Raw genomic sequence first — 25341 nt, 5'->3', positions numbered from 1 at the left:
GCCGATAATATCGTCCGAAGGACACCCGTTACTTTATGAACCTTATAAACCTTATGAACTTTACAAACTTTATAAACTAATACGTCACCACCGACGTCTGTTTCTTCCCGTCCATCCACACGGTGAGGGGGGCTTTGAAGCGGACGTGGCGGGAGTATTTAAATTCTTCGACCACTTCCTGTTGTGCCAGCACGTCGAAGTTGATGAAGGCGTTCGCGTCTTGGAAGGGGATGGCGAAGTAGCCCACGTTCATCGAGGTGACGTTGTGGAAGAAGTGGGAGCCGAGCGACGCGTCGAGCGGGAAGTCGGGGAGTCCCTGTTCGACGATGACTTTGGCGTTGGCGATATCCGACCACTGCACGGGGATGCCCGTCAGCGGGTCGCGCGTGCCCCAGCGACCGGGACCGATAAGCAGGTATTTCTCGCCTTCGCGGGCGATGTCGGCGTTATGGCGTTTGATTTCCTCGGCGATCTCTTCCGTCCGCAGGCGGTCGAATTTCTCCGGGTCGACGTACACCACGTCCCGTATATATTGCAACTTCCCGTTGCCCATGCCCTTGTCGGCACGCAGCAGGACGTGTTCGGCGTCGATGGCGTCGTTTTCTATGTCGATATTATACTCGTTTTTAATCAGCGGTTTGATTTGCAAGAGGTAGAACACGGGTTTCCCGCCCTCGAAGTTGACGCAAAATTCGATTTCCACGGGCGAACCCATCGCCTGCGAGAAGATGTCGAGCAGGATTTGCAGCGCGGGTGCCAGCGGGAAATAGTCGTATTGCAGTATCTTCGAGAAGTCGACGACACGGGGACCTCTCGTGGAGAAGTCGTACGTGATTCGGTCGTTCATGAAGTCGTAGACAGACGCCGTGTATTCCAGAGTCCCGTCCCGTTCCGCCTCCGGCATGTCATACGCTTTTATGGCGGCGTTTTCCCCGTCGCGGTACAGGTCGTATTCCCGCCGTTCGAGGTCGATGGCGTAGAAATAGCGTTGCGATGCCTTTATTTTGTCTTGTATGGAGGCGAGTTGCAGTTTCGGGTACGCGGGGCTGAAGCGGTGGGTTTTCTCGCCGCCCACCACGTAGGCACCCAACCCGACGGCGGTAACGGCGAACCCGTCTTCCGGCTTGATGTAGGAGAAGGGATAGAAGTTGTACGACTGTGCCACGCCGCTGATTTCCGGGTAATAGCGCCCGTTATGCTCGTTGCCGACCACTTCCTGCAGGATTACCGCCATTTTCTCTTCCTCGATCATGTAGTCGATGGCGTTGAAGTACGCCCGCGACTCGGGCGAGAAGATGGAGGCGTACACCAGCTTGATAGCGTCTTCCGCGTCCCGCGCCCGTCGCTCGAAGTCCGGGTGATTGTTGGGCAGGAGGTAGGTGGAGTACACGCCGGCAAAGGGTTGGTTGAGCGAGTCCTCGAACAACCCGGAGGAGCGTACCGCCAGCGGTTTGGTCATCACGCGGAGGTATTCCCGCAGTTTTGCCCGCAGTTTCTCCGGCAATCGTGCCGTCCGGAAGGCGTCGATGATGTGGTCGTATTGCTTGTCGGCGTAGAGGACGTCGTAAAGGTCGTTCTCCTCGATAAAGTTGTCAAATTCATCGACGCCGATCACCGCCGTTTTGGGTATCATCACTTGCAGGTCGGGAATGAGTTTTTTAAGGTACACGTTCTCGATGAAGTTGGAGAGGAACGCCAGCCCGCGTCCCTTGCCGCCGAGCGAGCCTTTGCCGAGGCGGGTAATGTAGCGGTTGGAGTCTACCAGCAACGGGTTGAAGTTGATGATGCGTCCCCGCAATTTTTTCAGTTCCGACGCTTCGAAGACGTTGGCGATGAAGCGGCGCGTTTCCTCCGCGTTTTTGAAATAGCTGAAACTGTAACGGCGCAGTTTTTTGGCGAGGTTGATTTCCGCCCGTGCCATGAGCCACGTGGAGATGCCGTTGCGCTTGGCGTGGTATTCCAGCGACTCGTCCGGCACGGTCATCAGTTTGCGCCGGAATTCCTCGACGCTCGTCGCCCGGTCTATGGGCAGACCGTTGGCGTCGCGGAAAATAAAATCGCCGAACCCAAGTTCCCCTTTAATGAAGTTGCGGATATCCCTCGAAAGGGTCGGGGAGTTTTTGACTATGAAATTGGCTTTTGTTTCTTGGGCCCGGCGTAGGTTTTCGGGTTCGTGGCTTTGCAGCAGGCAGGGAACGTGGGTATCGAACGCGCGCACGTGGCGGATCAGTTCGATGCCCGCGTTCTCGTCCTCCACGCCGCCGCGGGGGTAACGGACGTCGGAGATAACGCCGATGATGTTGTCCCGGTACCGGTCTATGATGTCGACGGCTTCCTCGAACGTGCTGACGAGTATCACTTTCGGGCGTACCCTCATCTTGAGTATCACGCCCATCTCGTCGTTCGAGGGTTCCTCGTTGATAATCGCCTGTGTTTGTGTCATGACCTCGGTGTAGAGCAGCGGCAGGTAGCGCGAGTAGTATTTGATGGAGTCCTCGACCACGAGAATCACCCGCGTGTCGGCGAGGCGGGTGTCGACGTCGAGGTTGATTTTGTCTTCAAGGTATTTCGCCATGGCGAGAAATACTTTCGTCGACCCGTTCCACACGAACACGCGTTCGATGGATTCCCGTGTTTCCGCTTCCACGCGCCGGAAGTGGGCGAGGTCGGCATTGTTGTTCACGAGCATCAACTGGTGGATGTCGGGATACAGGCGTTTGATGGAGCGGCTCGTGGCGACGGGTGTCGTCTTGTCGATTCCCGCCATGATGATGATGAGCTCGAAATGCTTGTTCGCCAACGCGCGCAGTGCCGCTTCCTCGTTCGCCACGGAGGTGAAACGGGGGGCGGTGTAGAGGTTCAGTTGCAGGTATTCGCCGAATATCTTGTCGGAGAATTGTCCCTCGCGCTCGATGGTATACGAGTCGTAGTAGTTGGCGATGAGCAGGATTTCCTTTACCTTGAAAGGCATGAGCTCTTGAAAGATGTCACGGTCGCTCTTTTTCCGCTTGTATATTTTGTTCAAGTTTATTTTTTCCATAAGACAAAGATACAATTGAAAATTGAAAGTTGAAAATTGAAAGTGAAAGGACTACCTCCCCTTGTTTCTAAATCTCGCGCGGAAGGGGGAAACGACTTGTCGGATCGTTTCTCCCCCCACGCGGAAAGAAATTTGGAGGGGTAGTTTTTGGCATTTTCAATTTTCAATTTTCAACTTTCAATTGTCACCGTGAGGTAGATGGAGTTGGAGGTACGTTTCCCGTTGGCGGTTTTAGCGTAGACGTAGACTTGGTAGTCCGCGAGCTCGATGCCGTCGCCGGCGGGGATGAGTTCGGAGGTGGCACCGCCTTCACCCCTGAGGCGCAGTTCTTTTTGCAGGCAGAACCCGTTCTCGGGGTTGTAGACGATAGCGCGTACGAGGTCGTTGTTGTAGGCGTAAGCTCCCTCGATAGCGTTGGGCGTTTGCTCGAATTGTAGCTTGTAGCCGGTAGCGTTAGCGGCGACTTTAACGGCGTCGATTTCCCTGGCGGACGCTCCCTTCAGGGTAAGTTGCTCGCGCTTGAATTCGAGTATCTGTTGGGCGTTGACGGGGGAGGCGTTGACGGTCACGACGGGTTTCCACAGGGGCCCCTGTGCCATGATGATTTTCGACCAGTCGATTTGGCTGGCAAATTCCTCGTTCGACTTTTTCTTCGGGTCAACGGGGGTGTCGGGGTCGATCTTGGTGGTGGTGATCACTTCCGCGTTCTTTTTGTTCACGCTCGTGAAGCGGTTCGCCCACTTGACGCCCTTGCTGTCCGGCGGGAAACTTTGGCGCAAGGCGAGGTTGAGGAATTTCACGTGGCGATTCAATTCCGAGAATCCCGACGCGTTTTTTTTCTGGTCTTCCTGCAAGGGGGCTTGCGTGGTGTTTTCCATGCGGACACCTGTCCAACCTTTACCGATGGCGGAGTAGATTTTGTTCCCGATTCTTCCCGTTACCAGGGTGTACTCGGGTGATTTTTGTCTAGCCATTTTTGTAATGTATTTAATTTGTAACTCAAACGCCTTTCCATACTCTTCGTGGAAAGCTCTTAACAAAGGTAGAATCATATTTTTTTATATCCAAGAAAAATTATAAATATTTTTAGAATAAATTAACATATACTCTCGGCGTTCCGGGTTTACCTTCCCCGCGGGGTGGCAATATGGCGTGAAACGCCCGTGATGGCGGGGGATGGCGTAACTCTTCCTTCAGTTTAATATCCATAAGTGTTCCATAACTCTTCCATAAGTTACCCTTGTTAGCATGGTATAAAGGTAGCTGTGGTATGGGTAATTTGAGGAATATTTATTAAATTTACAGTTAAGGTGGAATGAAGGTGCGTCGGGGGAGTATTAACGGTAAAAAGGAGGTTAATATGGCGAATTTGAAATCAAAAGGTAAGGACAGCGGACGTCAACGTTCCGGGGGTAAAACAAAGTATTACAGGAAAGGTAAGGAATGCACGTGCGACAGCAAGCGCACTCCCGCGACGACGGAGGCGCGGGACAAGGCTCTCGCCAAGCGCACGGATGCGCAACGGGACAACTCGGATTGGTTCAGTGCGGCGACACTGGTGGAGAGTACTGCGTACCGGGTGCTGGAGGATTGGAACATGTGGAACGATTTCGCGCGAGATTTGACGGTCACGGGATGGAACCTGTGCCACATGATTAATGGCCCGTATTGCGACGGCAGCGGGGTGATTAATTTCCCGGCGTTCGTGTTCAGCATCGGGTGGCTTGCCAATTCGACGTACACGCTCGTGAAGCGGGAGGGATGGACCGTGACGCTGGAGTGGACGAGTACCGCGAGGCAATTGCGCTCGGGGGGGAGGGATAGGCTGATGGTCGGGTACTTTCACGCCGCGCATCCCGATTGCCCGCAGTTCCTGGAGGACACGGGAGCGAGGCGGGAGGACGGGAAGGTAACGCTGACTCTGCCGCGGCATGACGCGCCGGAGGGGGACGTGTTGCACGTTTACCCGTTTTTCGTGCGGCGGAACGGCACGGATTTCTCGCGTTCGCTCTATTTCCGGGTGGCGGACGGGATGGACGGGGAAGTTTGAATAATTGAAAGTTGAAAATTGAAAATTGAAAATGAAAGGACTACCTCCCCTTAGTTCTTGTCTTGCGCGGAAGGGGGGAAACGACTCGCCGGAGCGTTTCTCTCCCCACGTGAAAGGAAATTTGAAGGGATAGTTTTTTACATTTTCAATTTTCAATTTTCAACTTTCAATTTTTTTCATGAAAAAGTAATACCAAAGAATAGTTCGGGTATTCTTATGGTGTTATGGATAAAGATAGAATATATATAGTATTGGATTTATTTCTTAAATCTTGGAACGGGACTCTAAATCGGGCGGAAGAGGAGGAGCTGGGGGCGTTGTTGGCGGAGCCGAGATGGGCGCGGTTGAAAAGAAATCTGGAGAGTGACCGTTTTATAATGGCGAGGTTCAAGGAATACGGGAAATATAATTCCGCGGCGGATTTCTCGTTTTTCCTGAAACAGGTCAGGAGAAGGGAGAAGTCGCGACACGTGAACACGTGGTGGCGGCGGGTGATCGCAAGTGCGGCTTGCGCGGCTATTTGCGTTGCCGCGGGATGGTGGTGGTCGCGGGAGGCGCGTGAAGAGGCGGCACCCGGGTTCATGGCGGAGAGTGCGGTGGAGCGGCAAGGCGCCGACCGTAACAGTGTGCGTCTGGTGCTGTCCGATAATCAAGTAATCACGTTGTCGAAGAAGACGGAGATTATCCCTATCTCGCGTCTGGATTCGATCGGGGTTTCGCGGTCGGCGGGTGTGCCGACGCTGGACTACACGCGGTTGAAAAAAGAGCTTTTGACGGACACGGTGGTCTACCACACGTTGATCGTGCCGCGGGGGGAGATGCAGTCCGTGATTCTTTCCGACGGTTCGCGCGTGGTGGTGAACGCCATGTCCATGCTGAAGTACCCGGTCGTGTTCCCGGATTCGACGCGGGAGGTGTACGTGGAGGGCGAGGCGAAGTTCGAGGTGGCTAGGGACGGCGGGAGGTCTTTCGTGGTTTCGGGCAAGGATTTTCAGGTGGACGTGCTGGGGACGGTGTTCAACGTGATGAGTTACGACGAGGAACCGGTGTCGCTGGTGACGCTGCTTGAAGGGAAGGTCAGGGCGTCGTCGGGCGACAGGACGGTGATATTGAAGCCGGGAGAGCAAGTGTCCATCACGCCGGATCACGATACGCGGGTGAGCGAGGTGGACGCGGAGGCTGTCGTGGCGTGGGTGGATAAAAAGATTAATTTCGACGCGGAGAGGTTGGATGCGGTGATGAGGAAATTGTGTCGATGGTACGACGTGCGGGTGCTTTACGAGACACCCGCCATGAGGGAACGGCGTTTCACGGGGATGATGATGTACGATGTCCCGTTGGAGATGTTTCTCGAGTGGCTGAGCACGACGACGGATATGCGATTCACGTTGAGTGACGGGGTGATCGTTGTTGCCGCGAGCGGCAAGTTACATACGCCGTGAGCGGCGGGTTACAAGTTACAGGTTGCATTTGCCGCGGGGCGGCAAGTTAGAGGTTATGGCATTCGATGAATGGCCAAGGGGGCATGCTATGCTTATTCTACAAATCAGACATACAAACGATGGTGGAGCCCGCGCGAGCGAGGTGATGGGACACGAGAGCGAGCGCGGGTTTTCATCTTTTATGAAATCTAAAACTAATCTACATGAAAAAGAAGAAGTCTAATCTATTGATGATGAAGAGGAAGACGGGCATCGTGTTGATGTTGGTTCTCTTTCTTCAATCTTTTAACACCGGGATTTGTCGCGCCCAATCGGCGGACGAACCGAGGTTGACCGTGGAGTTTAAAGAGACTCCTTTCACGGGGGTGCTGGATTACATCAAGCGTCACACGAAGTACGAACCCCTGTACAATAACGAGGAGATGAAGCGGATTCCCGCGGTGACGCACAGCTTCAAGTCGGTGCCGTTGTCGGACGTGCTGCGGGCTTGTCTGGAGGGGACGGAGTACACGTTCAGTTTCTACCAGAACATGATCGTGATACAGAAGCGGCAGCGGACGCTAGAACCGGTATCGGTACGCGGCAAGGTGCTGGACGAGAGGGGGGACATATTGCCGGGAGCGACCGTGCTGGTGAAAGGAACGACGATCGGGGGAAGCACGAGTAACCAAGGTATTTTCGCTTTCAATTTGCCTAAAATGGATACCATTTATCTGGTGGTGAGTTTTGTCGGTTACGAGAGTCAAGAGGTGGCGGTCGCTGATTTTAGCAAAGAGACGGTGGTACGCATGAAACCGGACACGAGGGAAGTGGAAGAGGTGGTCGTGACGGGATACGGGAACGTGAGAAAGACGAGTTTCACGGGTAATTTCGTGACCGTGAAGCGGGAGGAGTTGTTGAACGTGTCGAAGACGAACGTGATTAAGGCGCTGGAGGTTTTCGATCCCTCGTTCCGTATCAAGACCAACAACCGATGGGGTTCCGACCCGAACGCGCTGCCGGAGATGCAGATTCGCGGGCAGTCGAGTATCGGGGTGAAGGATTTAGACCGGAATTCGCTGTCAAAATCAGCGTTGGAGAATAATCCCAACTTGCCGATTTTTATTCTCGATAATTTCGAGACGACGATCCAGAAGGTGTACGATATGGATCCTAACCGCATCGAGAGTGTCACGATATTGAAGGACGCGGCGGCAACGGCGTTGTACGGTTCGCGGGCGTCGAACGGCGTGGTGGTGATCACGACGGTGGCACCGCGGTCGGGCGAGGTACGGGTGACGTATAATATGGTGGGGACGGTGACGATGCCGAACCTGTATGACTATAACCTGATGAACGCGAAGGAGAAGCTGGCGGCGGAGGTGGCGACGGGGATGTATGATATCTCGGATAAAGAGTTGTGGGTGGGGTTGTTCACGATAGAAGAGTATCAAGCCAAGTTGAAAAATGTTATAGAGGGGGTGGATACTTACTGGTTGAGCAAACCGTTGCGCTCGGAGTTTAATCACAAGCACAGTTTGTACGTGGAGGGAGGAAACGAAGAGTTCCGTTACGGCATCGACTTGAGTTACAATAACGAGAACGGGGTGATGAAGGGGTCGTACCGCGACCGTATCGACGTGGGGTTCTCCATGCTTTACACGACGCCGAAGGTGCAGGTGACGAACCAGATCACGTATGGCGTGACGAAGGAGAAAGAATCTCCCTACGGTGATTTTTCGACTTACACGAAGTTGTTGCCTTACGAGAAATACAAGGACGAGAACGGTAAGATGTTACGCCGCTTGAATTGGTCGCGCGTGTTGGATTTCGAGCCTATCAACCCGTTGTACGAGGCGGAGCTGGGGAGTTACGACAAGGGGAAAACGAACACGATAACCGATAACCTGAGTGTCAACTGGTATATAAAGCCCACGTTATGGGTTCGTGCCGAGGCGAGTGTCACGCAATCGGTGAACAAGAGAGAAAAGTTTATTGACCCGTTGTCAGTACATAATAATTTGCAGTACGGGGATGACAGGAGTTACGTGGGGAGCCTGACGAAGTCGGACAGGGAATCCACGTCGTGGGAAGGGAAGTTCACGATCTCTTATAATGAATCTATCCTGAACCATAATATAAATTTATCCGGCGGCGCGGAGGTGAGGACGAGCAAGAATAACTCGAGCTCGGGTACTTACAAGGGATTCCAGTCGGCGGAGTTTTCTTCGCCGGAGTTCGCTCGCGATATGCCGAACAAACCGGGTTTCAGCGAGACTCAAACGCGCTTGTTCGGGGTGTATTTCAGGTTGAATTATTCTTACCGGGATATTTATCTGGCGGATGCCACGGTACGTTTTGACGGTTCGTCGGAATTCGGTTCGGACAAGAGGTACGCGCCTTTCCTGTCCGCCGGCGTGGGGTTGAACGTGCACAAGTATCCTTTCATGGAGCGGTTCGGTTTTATCAACCACTTGAAGGTACGCGGTTCTTTCGGGCAGACGGGTAACGTGAATTTCGCGCCTTACGCGGCGGTTCCGACTCACGTGATCGATACCGACGAGTGGTACGTGTCCGGTCCGGCTACAAGTTTGATGTCCACGCGGGGTAACCGGGATTTGAAATGGGAGAAGACGAATAAACTTGACATGGGGTTCGAGCTGGGGGTGTTGAATGATTTGTTTTATTTGGAATTCACGTGGTATAACGAGGTGACGAACGGTTTGATTAACGATGCGTCGTTGCCGAGTTCCACGGGGTTCACGACTTATTTGACGAATGTCGGTAAGGTGGATAACAAGGGGTTCGAGTTGCACCTGAGGGCCCAGTTGCTGCGGACTTCGGACTGGTACGTGGCGGTTTACGCGAACATGGCGCATAACAAGAACGTGATAAAGAAGATTTCCGATTCGCAAAAGGCTTATAATGATGCCGTGAACGAGTATTATAACCAGACGATAGAGAGTATCTGGAATGATGATAACCCGAATTTGAACCGGGTGATGACGAAATACGAGGAAGGAGAATCGCTTTCGGCCAAGTACGGGTTGAAGTCTTTGGGTATCGACCCGGCAAACGGGCAGGAGTTGTACGTGTACCGCGACGGGACGGTGGGCTACGAGTGGCGGGCGACGGAGATGCGGAATATCGGGGATGAATTGCCGTGGGGAACGGGTGCTTTCGGGGTGAATTTGAGATGGAAGAATTTCACGTTCGGCACGAGTTTCACGTACAAGTTCGGGGGTGACTTTTATAACGAAACCCTGATAGAGAAGGTGGAGAACGCGCAGATTCAGACGTTTAACGTCGACCGCCGCGCCATGGCACAACGTTGGCAGAAGTTCGGGGACGTGGTGATGTACAAGGATATAAAGGATGAAAGACAGACCACCCAGCCGACTTCCCGTTTCATGCAACGCGAGAATATTTTGGAATGGAACTCGATGAATATCGGGTACGAGATCGGGAGCGAGAAGCTGAAGAGATTCGGTATCGAGAATATCCGCGTGGAGGTGGGTACGAATGACTTGTGGAGGCTTTCGACGGTAAAGGCGGAACGCGGTTTGAGCTACCCGTACGCTAATTCGGTGAATTTCTCCGTGAATGTTAGATTCTAGAACGCGATAAAGTTAAAGATATGAAGACAATAAGATATATCATGGGTTTGCTGGTGGCTTTCTCGATGACCGGCTGTAACGATTGGTTCGAGGTAAGCCCAGAAACTCAAATCAGCAGTGATGATTTGTATTCTACCGGGAACGGGTACAGGATGCAGGTAAACGGTATTTATAAAAGTCTGTCCGGCGAGAGCCTGTACGGGAAGGAGTTGACGTGGGGGCTGGTGGACGTGTTGGGACAATATTACGTCAAGCAGAATATGGATCAGGTTTACCAGAACGTGAACGACCGCTTGTATGAAACCAGCGATGTGCTTTCTTTGACAGACCGGATTTGGTCGAGTATGTATAAAGTGGTCGCGGATTGCAATAATATTATCGAGCACGTGGAGAAAGCCCCGAACAGTATATTCGAGAACGGGGAAGGGGAGAAGTGTAAAATACACGGGGAGGCTTTGGCGATGCGTGCTTTCATCCATTTCGACCTGCTCCGCCTGTTCGCCCCCTCTCCCGCTCAAAACGAGAACGGGACGTGGATTCCTTACGTGAAGGATTCGGAGTCGGTGATTAATAACAAGATGACGGTGAAGCAGGTGCTGGAGAACGTGGAACGCGATTTACTGGAAGCACATTCGCTTATGGTACAATGGGATTCCGTGGTTACTTACTACGAGAATCTGGGCGGGGATGTGATCTGGATGTGGAGGGTTATGTCCGGGTTCTGGAGCGGTTGGGATGAAGAGAGCGAGTACGCGGAGTTTTTCGGGCACCAGCGTTCCCGCATGAATATGGTGTCGGTGAACGCGCTTTTGGCGCGGGTGTACGCTTACATGGGCGAGAAGAAGAAGGCGTATGACGTGATCGAGAACACGTTGAAGATGGGGGGATCTTGGGAACAGTGGGGATTTGATATGATGGACTGGTTGGAGCAGGGGGAGTGCCGGTTGCTGGGCGACGTGATGTTTAATCTCTATAACAAACAGGTGGGGGAATATTACGCGCCTTATTTGACGACGGAACGCCCTCTTTACCTGAGGAATATAACGCAAGTGTTTCCTGACCGGAACCAGATTGACGGTCGGTTCGAGAAGTTGTTGATAAGGGTAGGCACGAATTACGCTTCGGCGAAGAACCGGAGGACAAATTCGGACGTGGCTTATTTGCCCGTGATCCGGAAGAGTGAATTGTATTACATGAAAGGTGAATATCTGGCTTCCGTGGGGAGGGTGGACGAGGCGGTGGAATTGCTGCGGACGGTGAGAAGCGCGCGCGGTGATATCGCTACCGACGATTTGAACACTATCACGACGGAAGCGGGATACGTGCAAGCGATGCTGACGGATGCCCGGAAAGAGTTTATCGCGGAAGGGCAATCGTTCTACATGTTCAAGCGCCTGAATCTTCCGGTGTTTGACGGTAACCAGAATATTGACTTCAGGAATAATAATTATTTGCCTGTGCCGAAGAGCGAGGAGAGTGCTTTTTAAGTCTGTTAATTTTAAATAGGTAGAAATGAGATATGTAATTTTTATACCGGTGTTCGCGGCTTTTCTTTGGGCTTGTTCCGAGGATAAATTCACGACTTACGATTCAGATAGATTCTTGTATTTCACGAGGGGGATAACCGCGGACAGTATTACCGAATCGTTTTTCTTTTACCCGGGCGAGGATACTCACGAGGTCAAGTTGGAACTGGCGTTTGCCGGGATACCCGCGGGGGAAAATATGACTTATCGCGTGGATGTTGACGAGAGTTTGACAACGGCAGTGAAGGGTGCCGATTTCGATTATGAACCGGAACAGACGTGGGAAGCCGGCAAAGAGAAGGATACGCTCGTGGTGAAGTTGATTAAAACGGCGAAGCTGGAAAACGAGATGGTTCGGGTGGTGTTGAAGTTGACGCCGACGAGAGATTTTGCCTTGGGACCGGCGGGCAATGCCAGAAGCCAGCGAATGATATTTACTTCCATGGCGATAGCTCCCTCGTGGTGGACGAGCGATATCGTGAGGTATTACTTGGGAGAGTACAGTGACGCTAAATATGCCAAGTTTATAGAGGTTACCGGCATCAGTGACATGAGTGGCATGGGACCGACGGAGTTGAGGTATTACTCGTTAAGGTTGAAGTATCATCTGGTAGAGATGAAAAATGCCGGAACTCCGGTGATGGACGGTGACGTGGAAATGACAGTTCCCATTGTTGGATAATTAATTGAATAATGTTATGAAGATACAGAATTATATATGGGGTGTGTTTGTGGCGATTCTTCTTTGCGGGTGTTTCGAGGATAAGGGGAATTACGACTACTCGGAAATGCCGACGGTGTCCGTGGTGGAATACATCACGAACGAGGATGAATTGGGTAGCTTTTACGCATTGACGGTGGGGGATGTGATTAAGGCTTCCCCGGTACTGGAATACGCGGGGGATTCCACGGCGTTGTCATTGACGTTTGAATGGATAGTGGAGAATGGGGTGACGAAGGAGGTGAAATCGCTTGGGTTTGGTAGAGAGCTGGAATGGAAAACGGATATGGGTGGTTTCATGACGGTGTACTTGTTTATTACGGACACGATTACGGGTTACCAGCTTGCCGACCGGGGATTCAGCATGTGGCCGACGGACAACGATTCGATGTCGGAGTCGTGGATGGTATTGTCGGAAATAGACGGGAAGGCTTGCCTCTCCATTCTGGAGAACATGAGTAACTGGGAAGACGGTAGTTACGTGTACCGTTTCCGGGAATTGAAGGATTATTACACGAGCCAGAATGCCGGGGAGGAATTAGGCGGTTCGCCCGTGAAGGTGATGAACCACTGGTTGCAGAGCGGCAGTTCTTCCTCGCCCGGGATGATATTGATTCTCCAGAACGGGGGAGTGGGTCCGGTGTACGTGAGTAATCGGGATTACAAGAAGACTTTGGACTTGAAAGACGATTTTATAAACGGGGTGCTGCCGAACGTGACTTTCAAGGATGCCGTGGCGAATTCTAAATGCCATGTTTTATTGGCGACGAACGGGGATTTGTACCTGAAAGCGGTGGAACATCTGGATGTTTGGTTTGCCGGTAAATATATCGATATCCCGGTAACGATAGAGGGAGGAATGAAGATAGATCGTCTGGTGCGTATGTCGTATCAGGATATGGGTATCACGGGTACTTTCGCTATTGACGGTTTACATCACCGTCTTTTGTATATCGCGAATGACAATTCGCTGGAATATACCGGGAACTGGGGGGATGCCAACGCTATCAGTATCGTGCAGACGGAACCTGCCGAGGGTGTCACGCTCGCCATGGAGAATTTGAAAGACGTGGATATTCTTTACGCCGGCTCGTACGTGGGAAGTTTCCAGACGGAATGGGGTACGTCCACGAGTTCGGATATGTTTATGTTTTACAAGGATAACAGGAGCGGAAGTGACACGGAGGGGTTGTATTGTATCCACACGTTCAGGTTGGGTATGGACGACGAAACTTGGGAATTGAGAGCGTACCCGAAGATAGAGAGGGCATTTCCTGTCGGTTTCCAGAACAGGATCAACAGCGACAGCGAGTATTTTGTCGGTCCTCACGGGGATTTGGGGTTCTTTTTCTTCAGTAGCGGGGCGAATAACGGTGAATTGTGGGGGTATATATTCAGGGGGACGGGAGGAACCGATCCGATGAAATTGTTTGATTTCGGGGGGAAGAAAATCGTGAAGATAACCTCGACGGATTCGGGCAGCGGTTCAAGTAGCAACGGGATGGATTTGACTGTCGCTTTGGAAACAGGGGAGATTTATATGTTTAACGTGAATAATTCTCATTTCGCGACGGGAATAACTCCCAAATGGCAATCAACTGCCAGTTTTGGCAAAATCGTGGATCTTCGTTATAACGGATCCGCTCATAATGCAATTTAATAGTTCTGTGAGTTAGTGATTGCCGATTCAATAAATTTCTTCATCGGCTTTGCCAGCACCTCCTCTATAAACAGAGGAGGTGCTGAAATACAGGCTTGTTCTGGAAAACTTTTCTGTCATAAATCATGTAAATTGAAAAAATTCAGCTTTTAGAGTAATACCAAACCTCGTTTCATGTATTTATAGTACGGATGAGCGTGAGATGTGGCATTGTAAGTGAAGCTAACTGTAATAAACAAACAAATTGTGACAAACGAGTAGTACGGGACAAGGGAAAAATTAGAGTCTGAATCAAAATATCTGTCGGCATTTATCCGGTAGATTTTGCAGGGAATAAGTACGGCGCTTTGCAACCGGACAGTTCCCCGGTACTGTCATTATGTCTTCAATTGATTGTTTACACTTTATGAAAAACTGAGAAGTTTAACAAGAATAAAGATGGTAAACCTTGAATCTATTTTACCGGGGATAAACGGCAAGGACGAAAGATGTTGGGAACAACTTTACAATTCTTGCTATGCTGCGATGTGCGTTTACGTCGAATCGATCGTCAAGGATATGGATTGTGCGAAAGATATCGTGCAGGATCTGTTAGTGAATCTCTGGCATTCCAATGTGCAATTCGCTTCCTCGAAAGAACTAATGGGATACCTGTACAAATCTCTGTATCACAATTCATTGTTATACATCCGCAACAAGAAGAAAAGAGCCGCCATACTGGATAAGATTGACAAAGAAAAAGAAGAGGAGGATTTTGCCGCGGATTTCCTTCTGGATACGGTACAGGAAGAAATAGTACGCCTGCTCTACATGCATATCGGTGATTTACCCCGAATGAGAAAACAGATTATCAAGTTGAGTATAAGCGGTTTTTCCGGTAAAGAGATTGCCGAGAAACTAGGTATCAGCGTAAACACGGTGAAAGTCCAAAAGAACAAAAGCATCAAATATCTTCGTGATCGCCTTATGCATCGCGGGAGAGAACTCGACCTTTGAAGAGCCGCGGCAAACAAAGTGTTAAATTTAAGATTTTTCTAACGATTCGTTTGGAAAATAAAAAATAATGTTATATATTTACAGTGAACGATGATAGAGATGAGGGAAGAGAGTTTGGTTTGAGTTAGTAACTTTAAAATGAAGACGGAATGAAAGCTAAATGGAATCAAATGGTAATCGTAGCCCTTCTACTAGTTGTAATCACGAGCATCGTCGTATACACTTGGATAGGGATAGCAGAGATCATTCATTATTTTGATCATCTGGCGTACGAGTCCTTCACTACCGTGAGAATACTCGGTTTGTGACGGGGAACAAGGAACAACCGGTACACGATCCGGTAGACATGGTACTTAATTTTTCACAAGAGTGTCGATAACCCGATGATTATTGTTATTTTTGTAGGGACGGAAAATGAATAAAATAACAATTGATGACTTCTAAAATGATTCGGGTATTATCGCTGTTTTCTGGATGCGGGGGAATGGATTTGGGACTGGAAGGCGGATTTTCAGTTCATAGAGATAGTATTAATCAAAAAATAAATCCCGACTTTATAGAAAAGAACGGACGGAACGGGTGGGTAAAGTTACAATCAACCCGTTTCCGGATTGTTTTCGCCAATGATATACTGAAGGAAGCCCGGACGGCGTGGACACGTCATTTTGCCAAATACGGTTATTCCGCGGAAGTGTACCGCCAAGAGAGTGTTGTAGACCTCGTGAAACGCCACCGCGCAGGGGAAAAGGTATTTCCCGAAAAGGTGGATGTCGTCACGGGAGGATTCCCTTGTCAGGATTTCAGTCTGGCGGGGAAACGAGGTGGATTCAATTCCCATAAAGACCACAGGGGAGAGGTTATCAACGGGGAGATCGCTTCGGAAGAAACCCGGGGAAAGTTGTACATGTGGATGAAAGAAGTGATCGAGATCACGAAGCCCAAAATATTTATAGCCGAGAACGTGAAAGGACTGGTAAACCTCGCGAACGCGAAAGAGATTATTCAACGCGATTTCGCGCGGGCGGATGGTGACGGGTATCTGGTGTTGGAACCGAGGGTGTTGCATGCCGCCGATTACGGGGTGCCGCAATCCCGCGAACGCGTGATTTTTATCGGTATCCGTAAATCGGCATTGACTCCGGAGGCACGGGAGATTTTGTCGGGAGAAGTGATTCCGGCAGAATACTGTCCTTACCCTTTGCCGAGTCACGGTTATCGTGCCGCGGGAGAGGGGCTGATGCCCCCGCAGACTCTCGCAAATGTATTTGCCGGGTTGGAAGAACCGGAAGCGAGCGCGGATCCGTCGCAAATGTACTACTCCAAGGCAAAATTCTTGGGCAGGCATTGTCAAGGACAGATAGAGGTCGATCTCGCGAGTATCGCCCCGACGATCCGTTCCGAGCATCATGGAAATATAGAATACCGCCGGCTCTCGAAAGAGCATGGCGGAGTCATTGATTCTGAGTTGATGGCGGGTTTGAAAGAGCGTCGATTGACTCCCCGCGAGTGCGCGTTGATACAGACCTTTCCCCCTGATTACGAGTTCGTCGTGCCTAACGGGGGAGGGGGTAAATACAAATTATCCCCCTCTTCGGCGTATAAAATCATCGGGAACGCTGTTCCCCCCTTGCTGGCATACCATATCGGGAAACGCATGGAAAGCTTGTGGGATTTCTACTTCGGGAAGGAGCCGCTTGTTTAATTTTACAACTTCAACCGGAAGATATCGGAAACTTGTTTAAACCCGTGATGCTCGAAAAAGCGGTGGGCGGAGTGGTTATTCACTCCCGATTCGAGATAGCAATCCCGTATGCCTTTCGCTTTAAAGTTCTCCGTCGCTTCTTGCAGGAGTTGTTGACCGATACGTTTTCCCCTGTACGCGGGATCGACACTGAGGTCGAAAATCACACCGTAAGGAAATGCGCCGTCGTCCGTGATACCGAAGAGGACAAAACCGATAATATCTTCATCTTCCAAGTAGAGTAATAACGTGTTGGCGGGATCCGCGACTTGGCGGTCGAGGTATTTTAGCCACATTTCCTTGTAATCCGGTGCCAACTCGTTGCTGTCGAGCGCGACGCCCATTTGTAACTCACCATGCGAGATATAAGCCTTGTGATTCTCGATAACACGGGAAAAAAATTCGCAAAGGCGTGTCCTGTAATCTGTGGAGTACGTTTTTATCATATACGATGTGTTTAGTTTCTTGATTTCTTACTTATACGTTTCTTTCTTAAATAATGGATAATTACCCGGAGCAATACTTTCATACTGAAATAGATTCCGATAGACGTGATTATCACGAGAAGCACGGCGGTAAATACGCCGAACTCCTTGGATATCATCGAGAACACGGGTGCTTCCCCGTTCCCTTCCAGCAACACGCCGAAAAGCGAGGCGATGGAGATAAAGAGAAGGATGTTCTTCGTGCTGTTCGCTTCTTTGAGGTCGGCGATATTGTTGGCGTTCGTGAGGGATTTGTCTACCCGCTCGGTAATTTCCTTTAATTGGCGTTCGTCATCCTCGATACGCAATCGACGACTGGTTTCATGGTACATGTGCTTGTGCGACATGTAGCGAAGGTAACGCACCGAATCAAGTTGCAGGATGATATCCGACAGGCTGATACTCAAGCGGGCGTTTTGCTCGATCATGTCCAGAATCTTGTCATTGATAATGGTGAAGCCCTGTTGTCCGTCTTTGGAGTCCGTCCTACTGTTTTCCCTGATGGCTTGACGGGAGTTGAAGATGTATTTGTTGAGGACGTAATTGATCGTGTGTTTCTTTGCCAGCAGGATTTCGACCAACACGAGGTATTCCGGCCAACTGACGTGATAACGGTCCCGGCGGGCGAGATGCTTTTTCCAGTCGGTGGGAGCCTCTTTGCCCCGGTTGCCGTACGTGCCGACCACGAGGCTCATGGTTTCGTTCGCGAGCACGAGATCGTCCGTGTCAATGGCAATATTCTTGCCGCACACGTCTTCGTAACTGGAGTCCATGCGATACGGCCATTCTTCCGGGTAGAGCGTCATTAAACCCACGAGTTCCGCTTTGTGACATTGTTCGATGTGTTCGATGACCTGATCCTCTCGCATCCTGTCGAAACGGATACGACCGGAGTGACCAATGGATTCCCAGATGTCGAGGAATATGTAATTATGATCACCGTATTCGAATTCTTTCTCTTCCTTAGGTTTGTCGTGGTCTTTACACGGTTGCCTGTCAAAGAAATAGCGGTAACGTCGTTGCACTTCCTCGAAGGTAATTCCCTTTGTCCTCACGGTTGTCGGGTGGAAGTTTGACCGTTCGTCCAGATGTAGATCGCTGATGGTGACTATCTTCAAGGAACCGTCTATTTCCTGTCCTTTCAATTTCTTGTTGTACACCCAGTGTTCCACGTGCTGCACGATACCTGCCACGGCGATCAATTGATCGGTGTTGAAAGGAACATCCGTTTGACAGAATTTGGAACCGTTGATTCTTCCCGTTTTCGTCACGATAATGCGATAGGATATCTCTACCGTTTTGTTGAAAAAGACGGTAGCCCGCACATGCACGTGTCCCCACAAGCGTGCGGGTGTCAATCCCCCGATATCGATACAGATATCAAAACCTTTCAAGCGATAGCGTTCGATCTTGGGACCCGTGCGCATTCGATCGTGGGGTGTACCCTCGTCCCACGGGTGGCGCGGGCAGGTATTGGTAAATAGTTGATTGTCAAAGTTTCCCTCGTTGTCCTTTTTAATAAAAGACTTGACTTCAGGCTTCTCCGAATCGGGAATTTCGATCCCGGGAGAGGTAAAGGTCTGGATCAATATAATGGAAAACTCGTTATATACAAGTCCACATTCACATTGGTTGTAATTTTTCATAGCACCTAGGTTTCGTGCAAATGTAATTATTTCTTGTTGTTTGAAAAAATAATAATGACCGGGAGGAGGGATAGGATTAAATTTCTTAACTTTGTTAAGATATAATGATTTGATGTTGAATAAAATATATGAATATGATGCTAGGAGGTTTAATCGGAATATTTATTACCGTGATTTATATGGCACTATTCGTCGGGTTTATTATCTTGGGTTGGAACGCGTATCTGGCTCTACGGATATATATCCGGAAAAATAGTGATACAGGAAATAAGACTGACGAATAATCGTCAGCCTTGTACCAGTTCTTGCACGAAAGGCGTTGCCGGGTGGTTTCGAATATTGTCGGGCGTGTCGAATTGTTCGACGTGTCCCTTGTTCATAACCATAACCCGTGTGCCGAGTTTTAACGCTTCTTTTATATCGTGAGTGATGAACACGATAGTAACTCCCAGTTGCTCGTGTATTCGAAGTATCTCGTTCTGAAGCATTTTGCGCGTGATTTCATCGACGGCACCGAACGGTTCATCCATGAGCAATATGTCCGGGTTGGCGGCAAGGGCACGGGCTATGCCCACCCGTTGGCGTTGCCCGCCGGAGAGTTCCGATGGGTATCGGTCGAGCATTTCCTGTTCAAGTCCCACGACATCAATCAATCGTTCCACGGCACGGCGTGTTTTTTCCTTGTCCCGGTGATTTAACAGACCGGGGACATAGGCAATATTCTTACGGACAGTCATGTGGGGAAACAGTCCGATGCCCTGTATCACGTAACCGATGTTGCGGCGTAATAGAGTCTGGTCTTCTTTCGAGATATCCTTTCCGTCCACGTAAATAATCCCGAAAGTGGGAGATATCAACCCGTTGATTAGTTTCAGAACCGTGGTTTTCCCCGAACCGGAGCTCCCGATAATGGTCAGAAATTCACCTCGTCGGATTTCCATGTTAAAGTCATTCAGAATCTCCCGTTCCCCGTATGACTTCGTGACGTGTTCAAAACGAATAGCTATATCATTTCCCATGGTTATCTTGTTTTAGCAGACCTTTCTTTTGCAGAAATTCGGCGGCAACTTCCCGTTCGGAACGATGTTTCACGTCCACCTCGTGGTTCATACCCGCCATTTCAGAATCGGTCAGTATACCTTTCATTTTTTCTAAAATACCTTCCAGTTCGGGATGTTCTTTCAGGGTTTCTTCCCGTACCACCGTGGCGCAATAATAGGAGGGGAAGAAATGTTTGTCATCATCCAGCACGGTTAGGTTGGCTCCACTCAATTGACCGTCGGTGGTGAATATGTTCATGACATCGATGTTGCCCGACTTGATAGCCTCGTATTTCAACCCGATATCCATATCCAGATTCTTTTTGAACTTTATGTCATAATAAGCGCAGAGGTCGGCGTAACCGTCGTTGATCTCGTAAAAGTCGTACTCCGCGCCGAAAATAAACCGGTCGGGATAACGTGCCAGATCGGAGAAGGTTTTCAAGTGATATTTCTCCGCCGCGTCATTGCTGACAGCCAGACTATAAGCGTTGTTGAAGCCGTAGGGAGCCACCCATTTCAACCCGTACTCCCGCGAGTATTCTTTTTGCAGCTCGGCGTATAGCTCGTCCGGTGGCAGCAGGGTGTCTTTTTTCAGAATCACGAGCCATCCCGTACCCGTGTATTCCGGGTAAAGGTCGAAATCTCCCTTGACCATCGCCGGGTGAATGTTGCTCGTGCCGCCACCCACGCCTTTGGTAATCTTCACGTGAAGGTCGGAATTTTCTTCGATCAGCAGCGAGAGCATTTCCCCGAGAATGAATTGCTCGGTCATGGGCTTCGTGGCGATATGAATGGTATCTTTTTTCTGCCCGCATCCCCACGGTAACACGAGCCCGATAATCACCGCGAGTGAATAATATTTCATGTATCTTTTCATATTAGTTTACGTTTTCTTTTTATGTATTTTTCATAGCGTCCCACGCCCCAGTCCGCCAACAGGGCAAGCAGGGCGATGAGCAAACTTCCGGCAATGGTCATGGCGGAATTGTTCGTGGTGATACCCCGGTAGATGGCAACGCCCAATCCGCCCGCCCCGATAAAAGCGGCAATACCCGTGAGGGCAATCGTCATGACGACCATGTTGCGTATCCCCGACAAAATCACGGGGAATGCCAACGGTACCTGTATCTTGTAAAGTATCTGGAACGTGGTACTTCCCATGCCCCGTGCCGCCTCGATGATCTCCCGGTCAATACCCGTGATGCCCGTGTAAGTGTTACGTACCATGGGTAGGAGGGCGTATATCGAGAGAGCGATAATGGCTGTCATGTTGCCGATGCCCGAGAACGGGATCAGAAACCCGAACAGGGCTATCGACGGTATCGTGTAAATAAAATTCGTGAGTCCCAGTATCGTGGACGAGCTTTTCCGGTAAAGGCTGATCAATATACCCAACCCCAACCCGATAATGGCGGCAACCACGATGGATACCAGTGATATCTGGAGGTGTTCTCCCGTGAGGCTCAAGAAAAAACGCCAGCGCTCGACGTATAACGTGTAAATCTCTTTTATCATCCTGTTTTGTTTTTGTTATTAAAAATAGTAACCCACGTTCACGTTGAAACGTGCATGCCACGAGTTACTTTCACCTCCGGCACCGAAACCGTTCCAATCGGGTCCCAGCCACCCGTGATTCTTGCCCATGGCGTAATCAACGTATATGATGACAGGATTACAGTCCAACATTCCCCCGGTGACATTCTGGAAACTGTCCTTGAAATCGTTGTTTTGTTTTTGCAGGCACCCGAAGTCGTTGTATATTTGTATTTTCTTTAGAAACTTGCGGTTTACGGGGAAAGTATATCCGGCACTCAACATGTAGATGTTCGCTTTCGCGGCAACGAGGTAGGGTGCCCCATAGGCGGTCATGGATATGACCTCATCGTCATCGTCCGCGGCGTTTTTAGGGTGCATGGCGTAGGTCGTTACTTGCGCTTTCAGGCTTACCTGTTGCCATAGCAGTTCGTAATGCAAAGCGAGAGCGTAGTGCGTGCCGTTCTTCCGTCTGTCGAGGTTGTAGAGTTGACCGAACTCTGCCGACGCTCCCAGTCGTTGCCGGGAGTTTTTCCCGAATTTATAGAATGCCTGCCCGTTAAACTGGTTTATCTCCTTGTTGCGTCCTGCCACGTCATAACCGTAACGGTCGTCCGAAGTTTCGTTGTCCGAGCCGAAAAGCAATTCATCGGCATTCTTGAAAAAGGCAAAAGCGAGCTCCCAACGCTCGCCGGCGTGGAGATATTTGATACCCATGTCCGAATCATCTTCCAGACCGACATAATAGGCTATTTGCAAAAAGAAGTTATGAGAGGCTACGGGTTGTATCCCGAAAGGTACGCCTGTCAGACCGACTTGTATCTGGTTATTTGCGTTAAACCGGTAACCGATCCACCCGTATTTCAGCATGGGACCACCGAAATCCTTGCTGTAAAAGCGATAGTCGGCACTCAAAATAATATCGCGGTAAGAACCCGTCAATTTGAGGTATAACACGTCAAACCCGAAATCCCCGCCCCGGTCACGATGTCCTGCTTTCCAGTCACAGAAATTGTAGTTAAAGCGTAAAGCCCCGCCTAATTTGAATTTCGGGAGTTCCCTTTCTTTTTCTTGTGCGGGAAGTGAAACCGCACTAAACAGTATCCATATTATCAGTAAGAGTTTTTTGTTTTTCATTACACCCATCTTTTATCGTTTTTGGTGTATAACGGAAATTAAGTGAATTAGGTTTGCTTAAAATTATACTTTGTTTGCATAGTACTCGTGAAGGTAACCAAACAGCAGAAAAGTAAAACCATTTTAAGGTATCCCCGTTAAAGGAACAAGAACAGGGAGGGAAATAATACAATTTATGACCTGTGGCTTTAAGATAAAATAGAAGATTATGGATAAGAAATTTTTGAATTACACGGATTGGCAACAGACAGCCGACACGGTACACATGTACTTGCAAATGTTGGGTAAAGTGAAACTCGTGCGCTGCCATCAACGTCCGGAATGGGCACACGTGCGTTTGTATCTCTCGGTAGAAGGACTTTCCACGGGAATTATCCCCGGGGACGATTCTCCTTTTGAGATACAGGCTGACTTCATGAAACACATGATTATTTTCCGCAACGGGAACGGGAAAACGGTGCATTTTGATTTACACGACGGGCTTTCCGTGGCTGAATTTTATAAGCAGTTTATGAAATCACTGGAAGAGATTGGTTCCCCGACAACGATCAACGTGAGGGCGCAGGAATTTTACGATCCGGTAGATTTCGACAAGGACACGAAACACCACCATTACGACAGGGAAGCGGTACATTTGTGGCATCAGAACCACCTTTTCGCTCACGAGGCATTACGGGGCTTCCAGTCCCGTTTCCGGGGGAAAGTGGACGGTCCGGCGTACTATTTCGGTACGATGGATCTCACTGGTATCGTGTACAGTGGCGAATCGGCTCCTTTCGGTATGAACAAACCCATTTCCGATCATGCTTTCGACGAACGTTATTTCGAGTGCGGCTTCTGGCCGGGTGATCCGAATTATCCCCGTCCCGCTTTTTACGGCTTGCCTTACCCGTTTATCAGTGATTTGAGAGGTAACGATCATTTGATTCGTCCTGCTATGGCAATCTTCAAACCCGGTAAGAAAGAATTTTTCTTGACACTGGAAGATGCTTTGGCCTACGATGATCCCTTTGATGCCGTGCGGCAATTCCTGCAATCGAGCTTCGATATCATGCAGAAGATTCACCCGTGGCAACATTTGGACTGGATAACGACACCACTAACATACGCTAATTAGTTCTTTTCCCGAGGGAATCCTTTCTTGTAACGAGGAAAGATTGGTTTTGTTTGTTCCGGATTAAAAGTTTACCTTCGCGAAAAAGGTACGTTTATGATAGATCAATCCGTGATATGTGCAATAGCAACCGCCCCCGGCATGGGAGCATTAGCCGTGATCCGGCTTTCGGGTAAAGGTAGTATTGAACTCTGTGAGCGGCTGTTTGTTTCGCCATCAGGGAAAAGACTGGCGGCAGCACGCCCGAATACCGTGCATTTCGGCAAAATCATGGAGGGAGAGGAGATGATCGACGAAGTTCTGGTTACCGTTTTCCGTGCCCCGCACTCCTTCACGGGTGAAGATTCTATCGAGATATCCTGTCATGGTTCCGTCTATATCCAACAGCGTCTGTTGCAGTTACTGATTACTTCCGGAGCCCGTTTGGCCACTCCCGGGGAATTTACGCAACGGGCATTCTTGAATGGTAAAATGGATCTGTCACAAGCGGAAGCCGTGGCAGACCTGATTGCCTCGTCCTCGTCAGCCGCCCATAAAATGGCGCTAAACCAGATGCGGGGTGGCTTTTCCGACGAATTGATGAAATTGCGTATGGAACTTTTGCGTGTTACTTCATTGCTTGAATTGGAACTCGATTTCTCGGAAGAGGATGTCGAGTTTGCCGACCGCTCCGAACTACGTTCCATTGCGGTGGGTATCGATACCTTGATTTCCCGCTTGTGTGATTCCTTTTCTTTGGGTAACGTGCTCAAGAATGGTATTCCGGTCGCTATCGTCGGGAACACGAACGTGGGGAAAAGTACCTTGCTGAATGCCCTTCTTCGGGAAGACCGGGCTATTGTTTCCGATATCGAAGGAACCACCCGTGACGTCATCGAGGACACGATCAACCTGCAAGGTATCACCTTCCGTTTTATCGACACCGCGGGTATCCGCCATACCGACGATAAAGTGGAATCCATGGGAATCGAGCGCACTTTCTCCAAAATAGAACAAGCCCGCGTAGTGCTACTTCTTGTCGATACGACCAAAGATATCTCGAACTTTGTCCCGTATTATACCCGTGTCAAAGAACGTCTGGCTACCGATGCCCGCCTGCTGATCCTTCTCAACAAAATCGACTGTTTCCAAACCTCGGATTCCCTCGTGGCTGAAATTGCCGCCCTCTCTTCCGGCGAACCCATTCTGCCCATCTCCGCGAAGACAGGGTACAACATCCCCGACCTAGTGGAACAGCTTGTTGCTACCGTCAACATCAACGCCCTTTCCTCCGGCGACGTTATCGTCAGTAACGCCCGCCACTACGAAGCCCTATCCCGCGCCCGCTCCGCTATTGAACGTGTCATTTCCGGTCTGGACTCTCACCTTAGCGGTGAATTTATCTCCCAAGACATCCGCGAATGCCTCCATTACCTCGGCGAAATCACCGGACAAATTACAACGGATGAAGTGCTGGGGAATATATTCAAGAACTTCTGCATCGGCAAGTGATGGCTTGTAAACAGCCGTAACCAACTATAACCATTTAGAATAAAGTCGCTTTATATCAGCGACTTTTCTATTTTAACACTTTCCAATCCGTATTTGGAAGTAACGGTTTTTATCCATATT

20 protein-coding genes are annotated in these 25341 nt (G+C 49.9%); 12 read left to right on the top strand and 8 right to left on the bottom strand.

From position 1 onward, the window contains the following. Positions 1-76 precede the first annotated feature (76 nt). Together CS948_RS15530 and CS948_RS15520 are read right to left on the bottom strand one after the other, a co-directional pair. Positions 77-3040, bottom strand: a complete 2964-nt coding sequence (locus tag CS948_RS15530) for a PEP/pyruvate-binding domain-containing protein (RefSeq protein WP_099292597.1) — start codon at positions 3038-3040, stop codon at positions 77-79. A 170-nt stretch (positions 3041-3210) separates the two neighbouring features. Further along, positions 3211-4092: a hypothetical protein gene (locus tag CS948_RS15520; RefSeq protein ID WP_099292595.1), complete on the bottom strand. Its 882-nt coding sequence runs from the start codon at positions 4090-4092 to the stop codon at positions 3211-3213. Positions 4093-4400: 308 nt separating this feature from the next. Between CS948_RS15520 and CS948_RS15515 the strand changes: the two genes are divergently transcribed. The 9 genes from CS948_RS15515 (at position 4401) to CS948_RS15480 (ending at position 16733) form a co-directional block, all read left to right on the top strand. Then, positions 4401-5090, top strand: coding sequence for a hypothetical protein (locus CS948_RS15515; RefSeq protein WP_141560965.1), 690 nt, complete (start codon positions 4401-4403; stop codon positions 5088-5090). Positions 5091-5314: 224 nt separating this feature from the next. Next, positions 5315-6532: a FecR family protein gene (locus tag CS948_RS15510; protein WP_099292593.1), complete on the top strand. Its 1218-nt coding sequence runs from the start codon at positions 5315-5317 to the stop codon at positions 6530-6532. A 203-nt stretch (positions 6533-6735) separates the two neighbouring features. Beyond that, positions 6736-10128, top strand: a complete 3393-nt coding sequence (locus CS948_RS15505; RefSeq protein WP_099292592.1) for a SusC/RagA family TonB-linked outer membrane protein — start codon at positions 6736-6738, stop codon at positions 10126-10128. A 20-nt stretch (positions 10129-10148) separates the two neighbouring features. After that, positions 10149-11615, top strand: coding sequence for a RagB/SusD family nutrient uptake outer membrane protein (locus CS948_RS15500; RefSeq protein ID WP_099292591.1), 1467 nt, complete (start codon positions 10149-10151; stop codon positions 11613-11615). A gap of 25 nt (positions 11616-11640) precedes the next feature. Beyond that, the gene (locus CS948_RS15495) at positions 11641-12336 is read left to right on the top strand and encodes a DUF4843 domain-containing protein (RefSeq protein ID WP_099292590.1); all 696 of its coding nucleotides are present in this window, start codon (positions 11641-11643) and stop codon (positions 12334-12336) included. A 16-nt stretch (positions 12337-12352) separates the two neighbouring features. Then, a complete protein-coding gene (locus CS948_RS15490) occupies positions 12353-14035 on the top strand; it encodes a PKD-like family lipoprotein (protein WP_099292589.1) in 1683 nt (560 codons plus the stop codon). Between the two features lie 438 nt (positions 14036-14473). Next, positions 14474-15031, top strand: a complete 558-nt coding sequence (locus tag CS948_RS15485) for a sigma-70 family RNA polymerase sigma factor (protein ID WP_099292588.1) — start codon at positions 14474-14476, stop codon at positions 15029-15031. Positions 15032-15180: 149 nt separating this feature from the next. Continuing rightward, the gene (locus CS948_RS21715; RefSeq protein ID WP_176555078.1) at positions 15181-15339 is read left to right on the top strand and encodes a hypothetical protein; all 159 of its coding nucleotides are present in this window, start codon (positions 15181-15183) and stop codon (positions 15337-15339) included. Positions 15340-15464: 125 nt separating this feature from the next. Next, a complete protein-coding gene (locus CS948_RS15480; RefSeq protein ID WP_099292587.1) occupies positions 15465-16733 on the top strand; it encodes a DNA cytosine methyltransferase in 1269 nt (422 codons plus the stop codon). 2 nt (positions 16734-16735) lie between these two features. Here the strand turns inward: CS948_RS15480 and CS948_RS15475 are convergent, their stop codons facing one another. Then, a complete protein-coding gene (locus CS948_RS15475; RefSeq protein ID WP_099292586.1) occupies positions 16736-17218 on the bottom strand; it encodes an N-acetyltransferase in 483 nt (160 codons plus the stop codon). 11 nt (positions 17219-17229) lie between these two features. Beyond that, positions 17230-18903, bottom strand: coding sequence for a hypothetical protein (locus CS948_RS15470; protein ID WP_099292585.1), 1674 nt, complete (start codon positions 18901-18903; stop codon positions 17230-17232). 134 nt (positions 18904-19037) lie between these two features. On the opposite strand from CS948_RS15470, the gene CS948_RS21710 reads away from it, so the two are divergent. Then, the gene (locus CS948_RS21710) at positions 19038-19187 is read left to right on the top strand and encodes a hypothetical protein (protein ID WP_176555077.1); all 150 of its coding nucleotides are present in this window, start codon (positions 19038-19040) and stop codon (positions 19185-19187) included. Between the two features lie 3 nt (positions 19188-19190). Here the strand turns inward: CS948_RS21710 and CS948_RS15465 are convergent, their stop codons facing one another. The 4 genes from CS948_RS15465 to CS948_RS15455 are packed head-to-tail and all read right to left on the bottom strand — an operon-like array spanning position 19191 to position 22616. Further along, positions 19191-19922, bottom strand: a complete 732-nt coding sequence (locus CS948_RS15465; RefSeq protein ID WP_099292584.1) for an ABC transporter ATP-binding protein — start codon at positions 19920-19922, stop codon at positions 19191-19193. Further along, on the bottom strand, positions 19912-20823 hold the full coding sequence (locus CS948_RS21705) for a glycine betaine ABC transporter substrate-binding protein (protein ID WP_255302035.1): 912 nt from the start codon (positions 20821-20823) through the stop codon (positions 19912-19914). Before CS948_RS21705 ends, CS948_RS15465 begins: the two co-directional genes overlap by 11 nt. After that, on the bottom strand, positions 20820-21461 hold the full coding sequence (locus tag CS948_RS21700; protein WP_176555076.1) for an ABC transporter permease: 642 nt from the start codon (positions 21459-21461) through the stop codon (positions 20820-20822). The genes CS948_RS21705 and CS948_RS21700 overlap by 4 nt, the downstream gene beginning before the upstream one ends. Positions 21462-21479: 18 nt before the next feature. Continuing rightward, positions 21480-22616: a hypothetical protein gene (locus CS948_RS15455; protein ID WP_255302034.1), complete on the bottom strand. Its 1137-nt coding sequence runs from the start codon at positions 22614-22616 to the stop codon at positions 21480-21482. A 208-nt stretch (positions 22617-22824) separates the two neighbouring features. On the opposite strand from CS948_RS15455, the gene CS948_RS15450 reads away from it, so the two are divergent. Together CS948_RS15450 and mnmE are read left to right on the top strand one after the other, a co-directional pair. Further along, positions 22825-23733: a DUF5996 family protein gene (locus CS948_RS15450; protein ID WP_099292583.1), complete on the top strand. Its 909-nt coding sequence runs from the start codon at positions 22825-22827 to the stop codon at positions 23731-23733. A 93-nt stretch (positions 23734-23826) separates the two neighbouring features. Further along, entirely contained in the window at positions 23827-25221 is a 1395-nt protein-coding gene (mnmE, locus tag CS948_RS15445; protein ID WP_099292582.1) for a tRNA uridine-5-carboxymethylaminomethyl(34) synthesis GTPase MnmE, read from the top strand. Positions 25222-25341: the final 120 nt, after the last annotated feature.

It is taken from the genome of Butyricimonas sp. Marseille-P3923, from assembly GCF_900184685.1.
Lineage (GTDB): Bacteria > Bacteroidota > Bacteroidia > Bacteroidales > Marinifilaceae > Butyricimonas > Butyricimonas muris.
The sequence above is the reverse complement of the archived record's forward strand: the minus strand, read 5'-3'. Positions and strand labels throughout refer to the sequence as shown.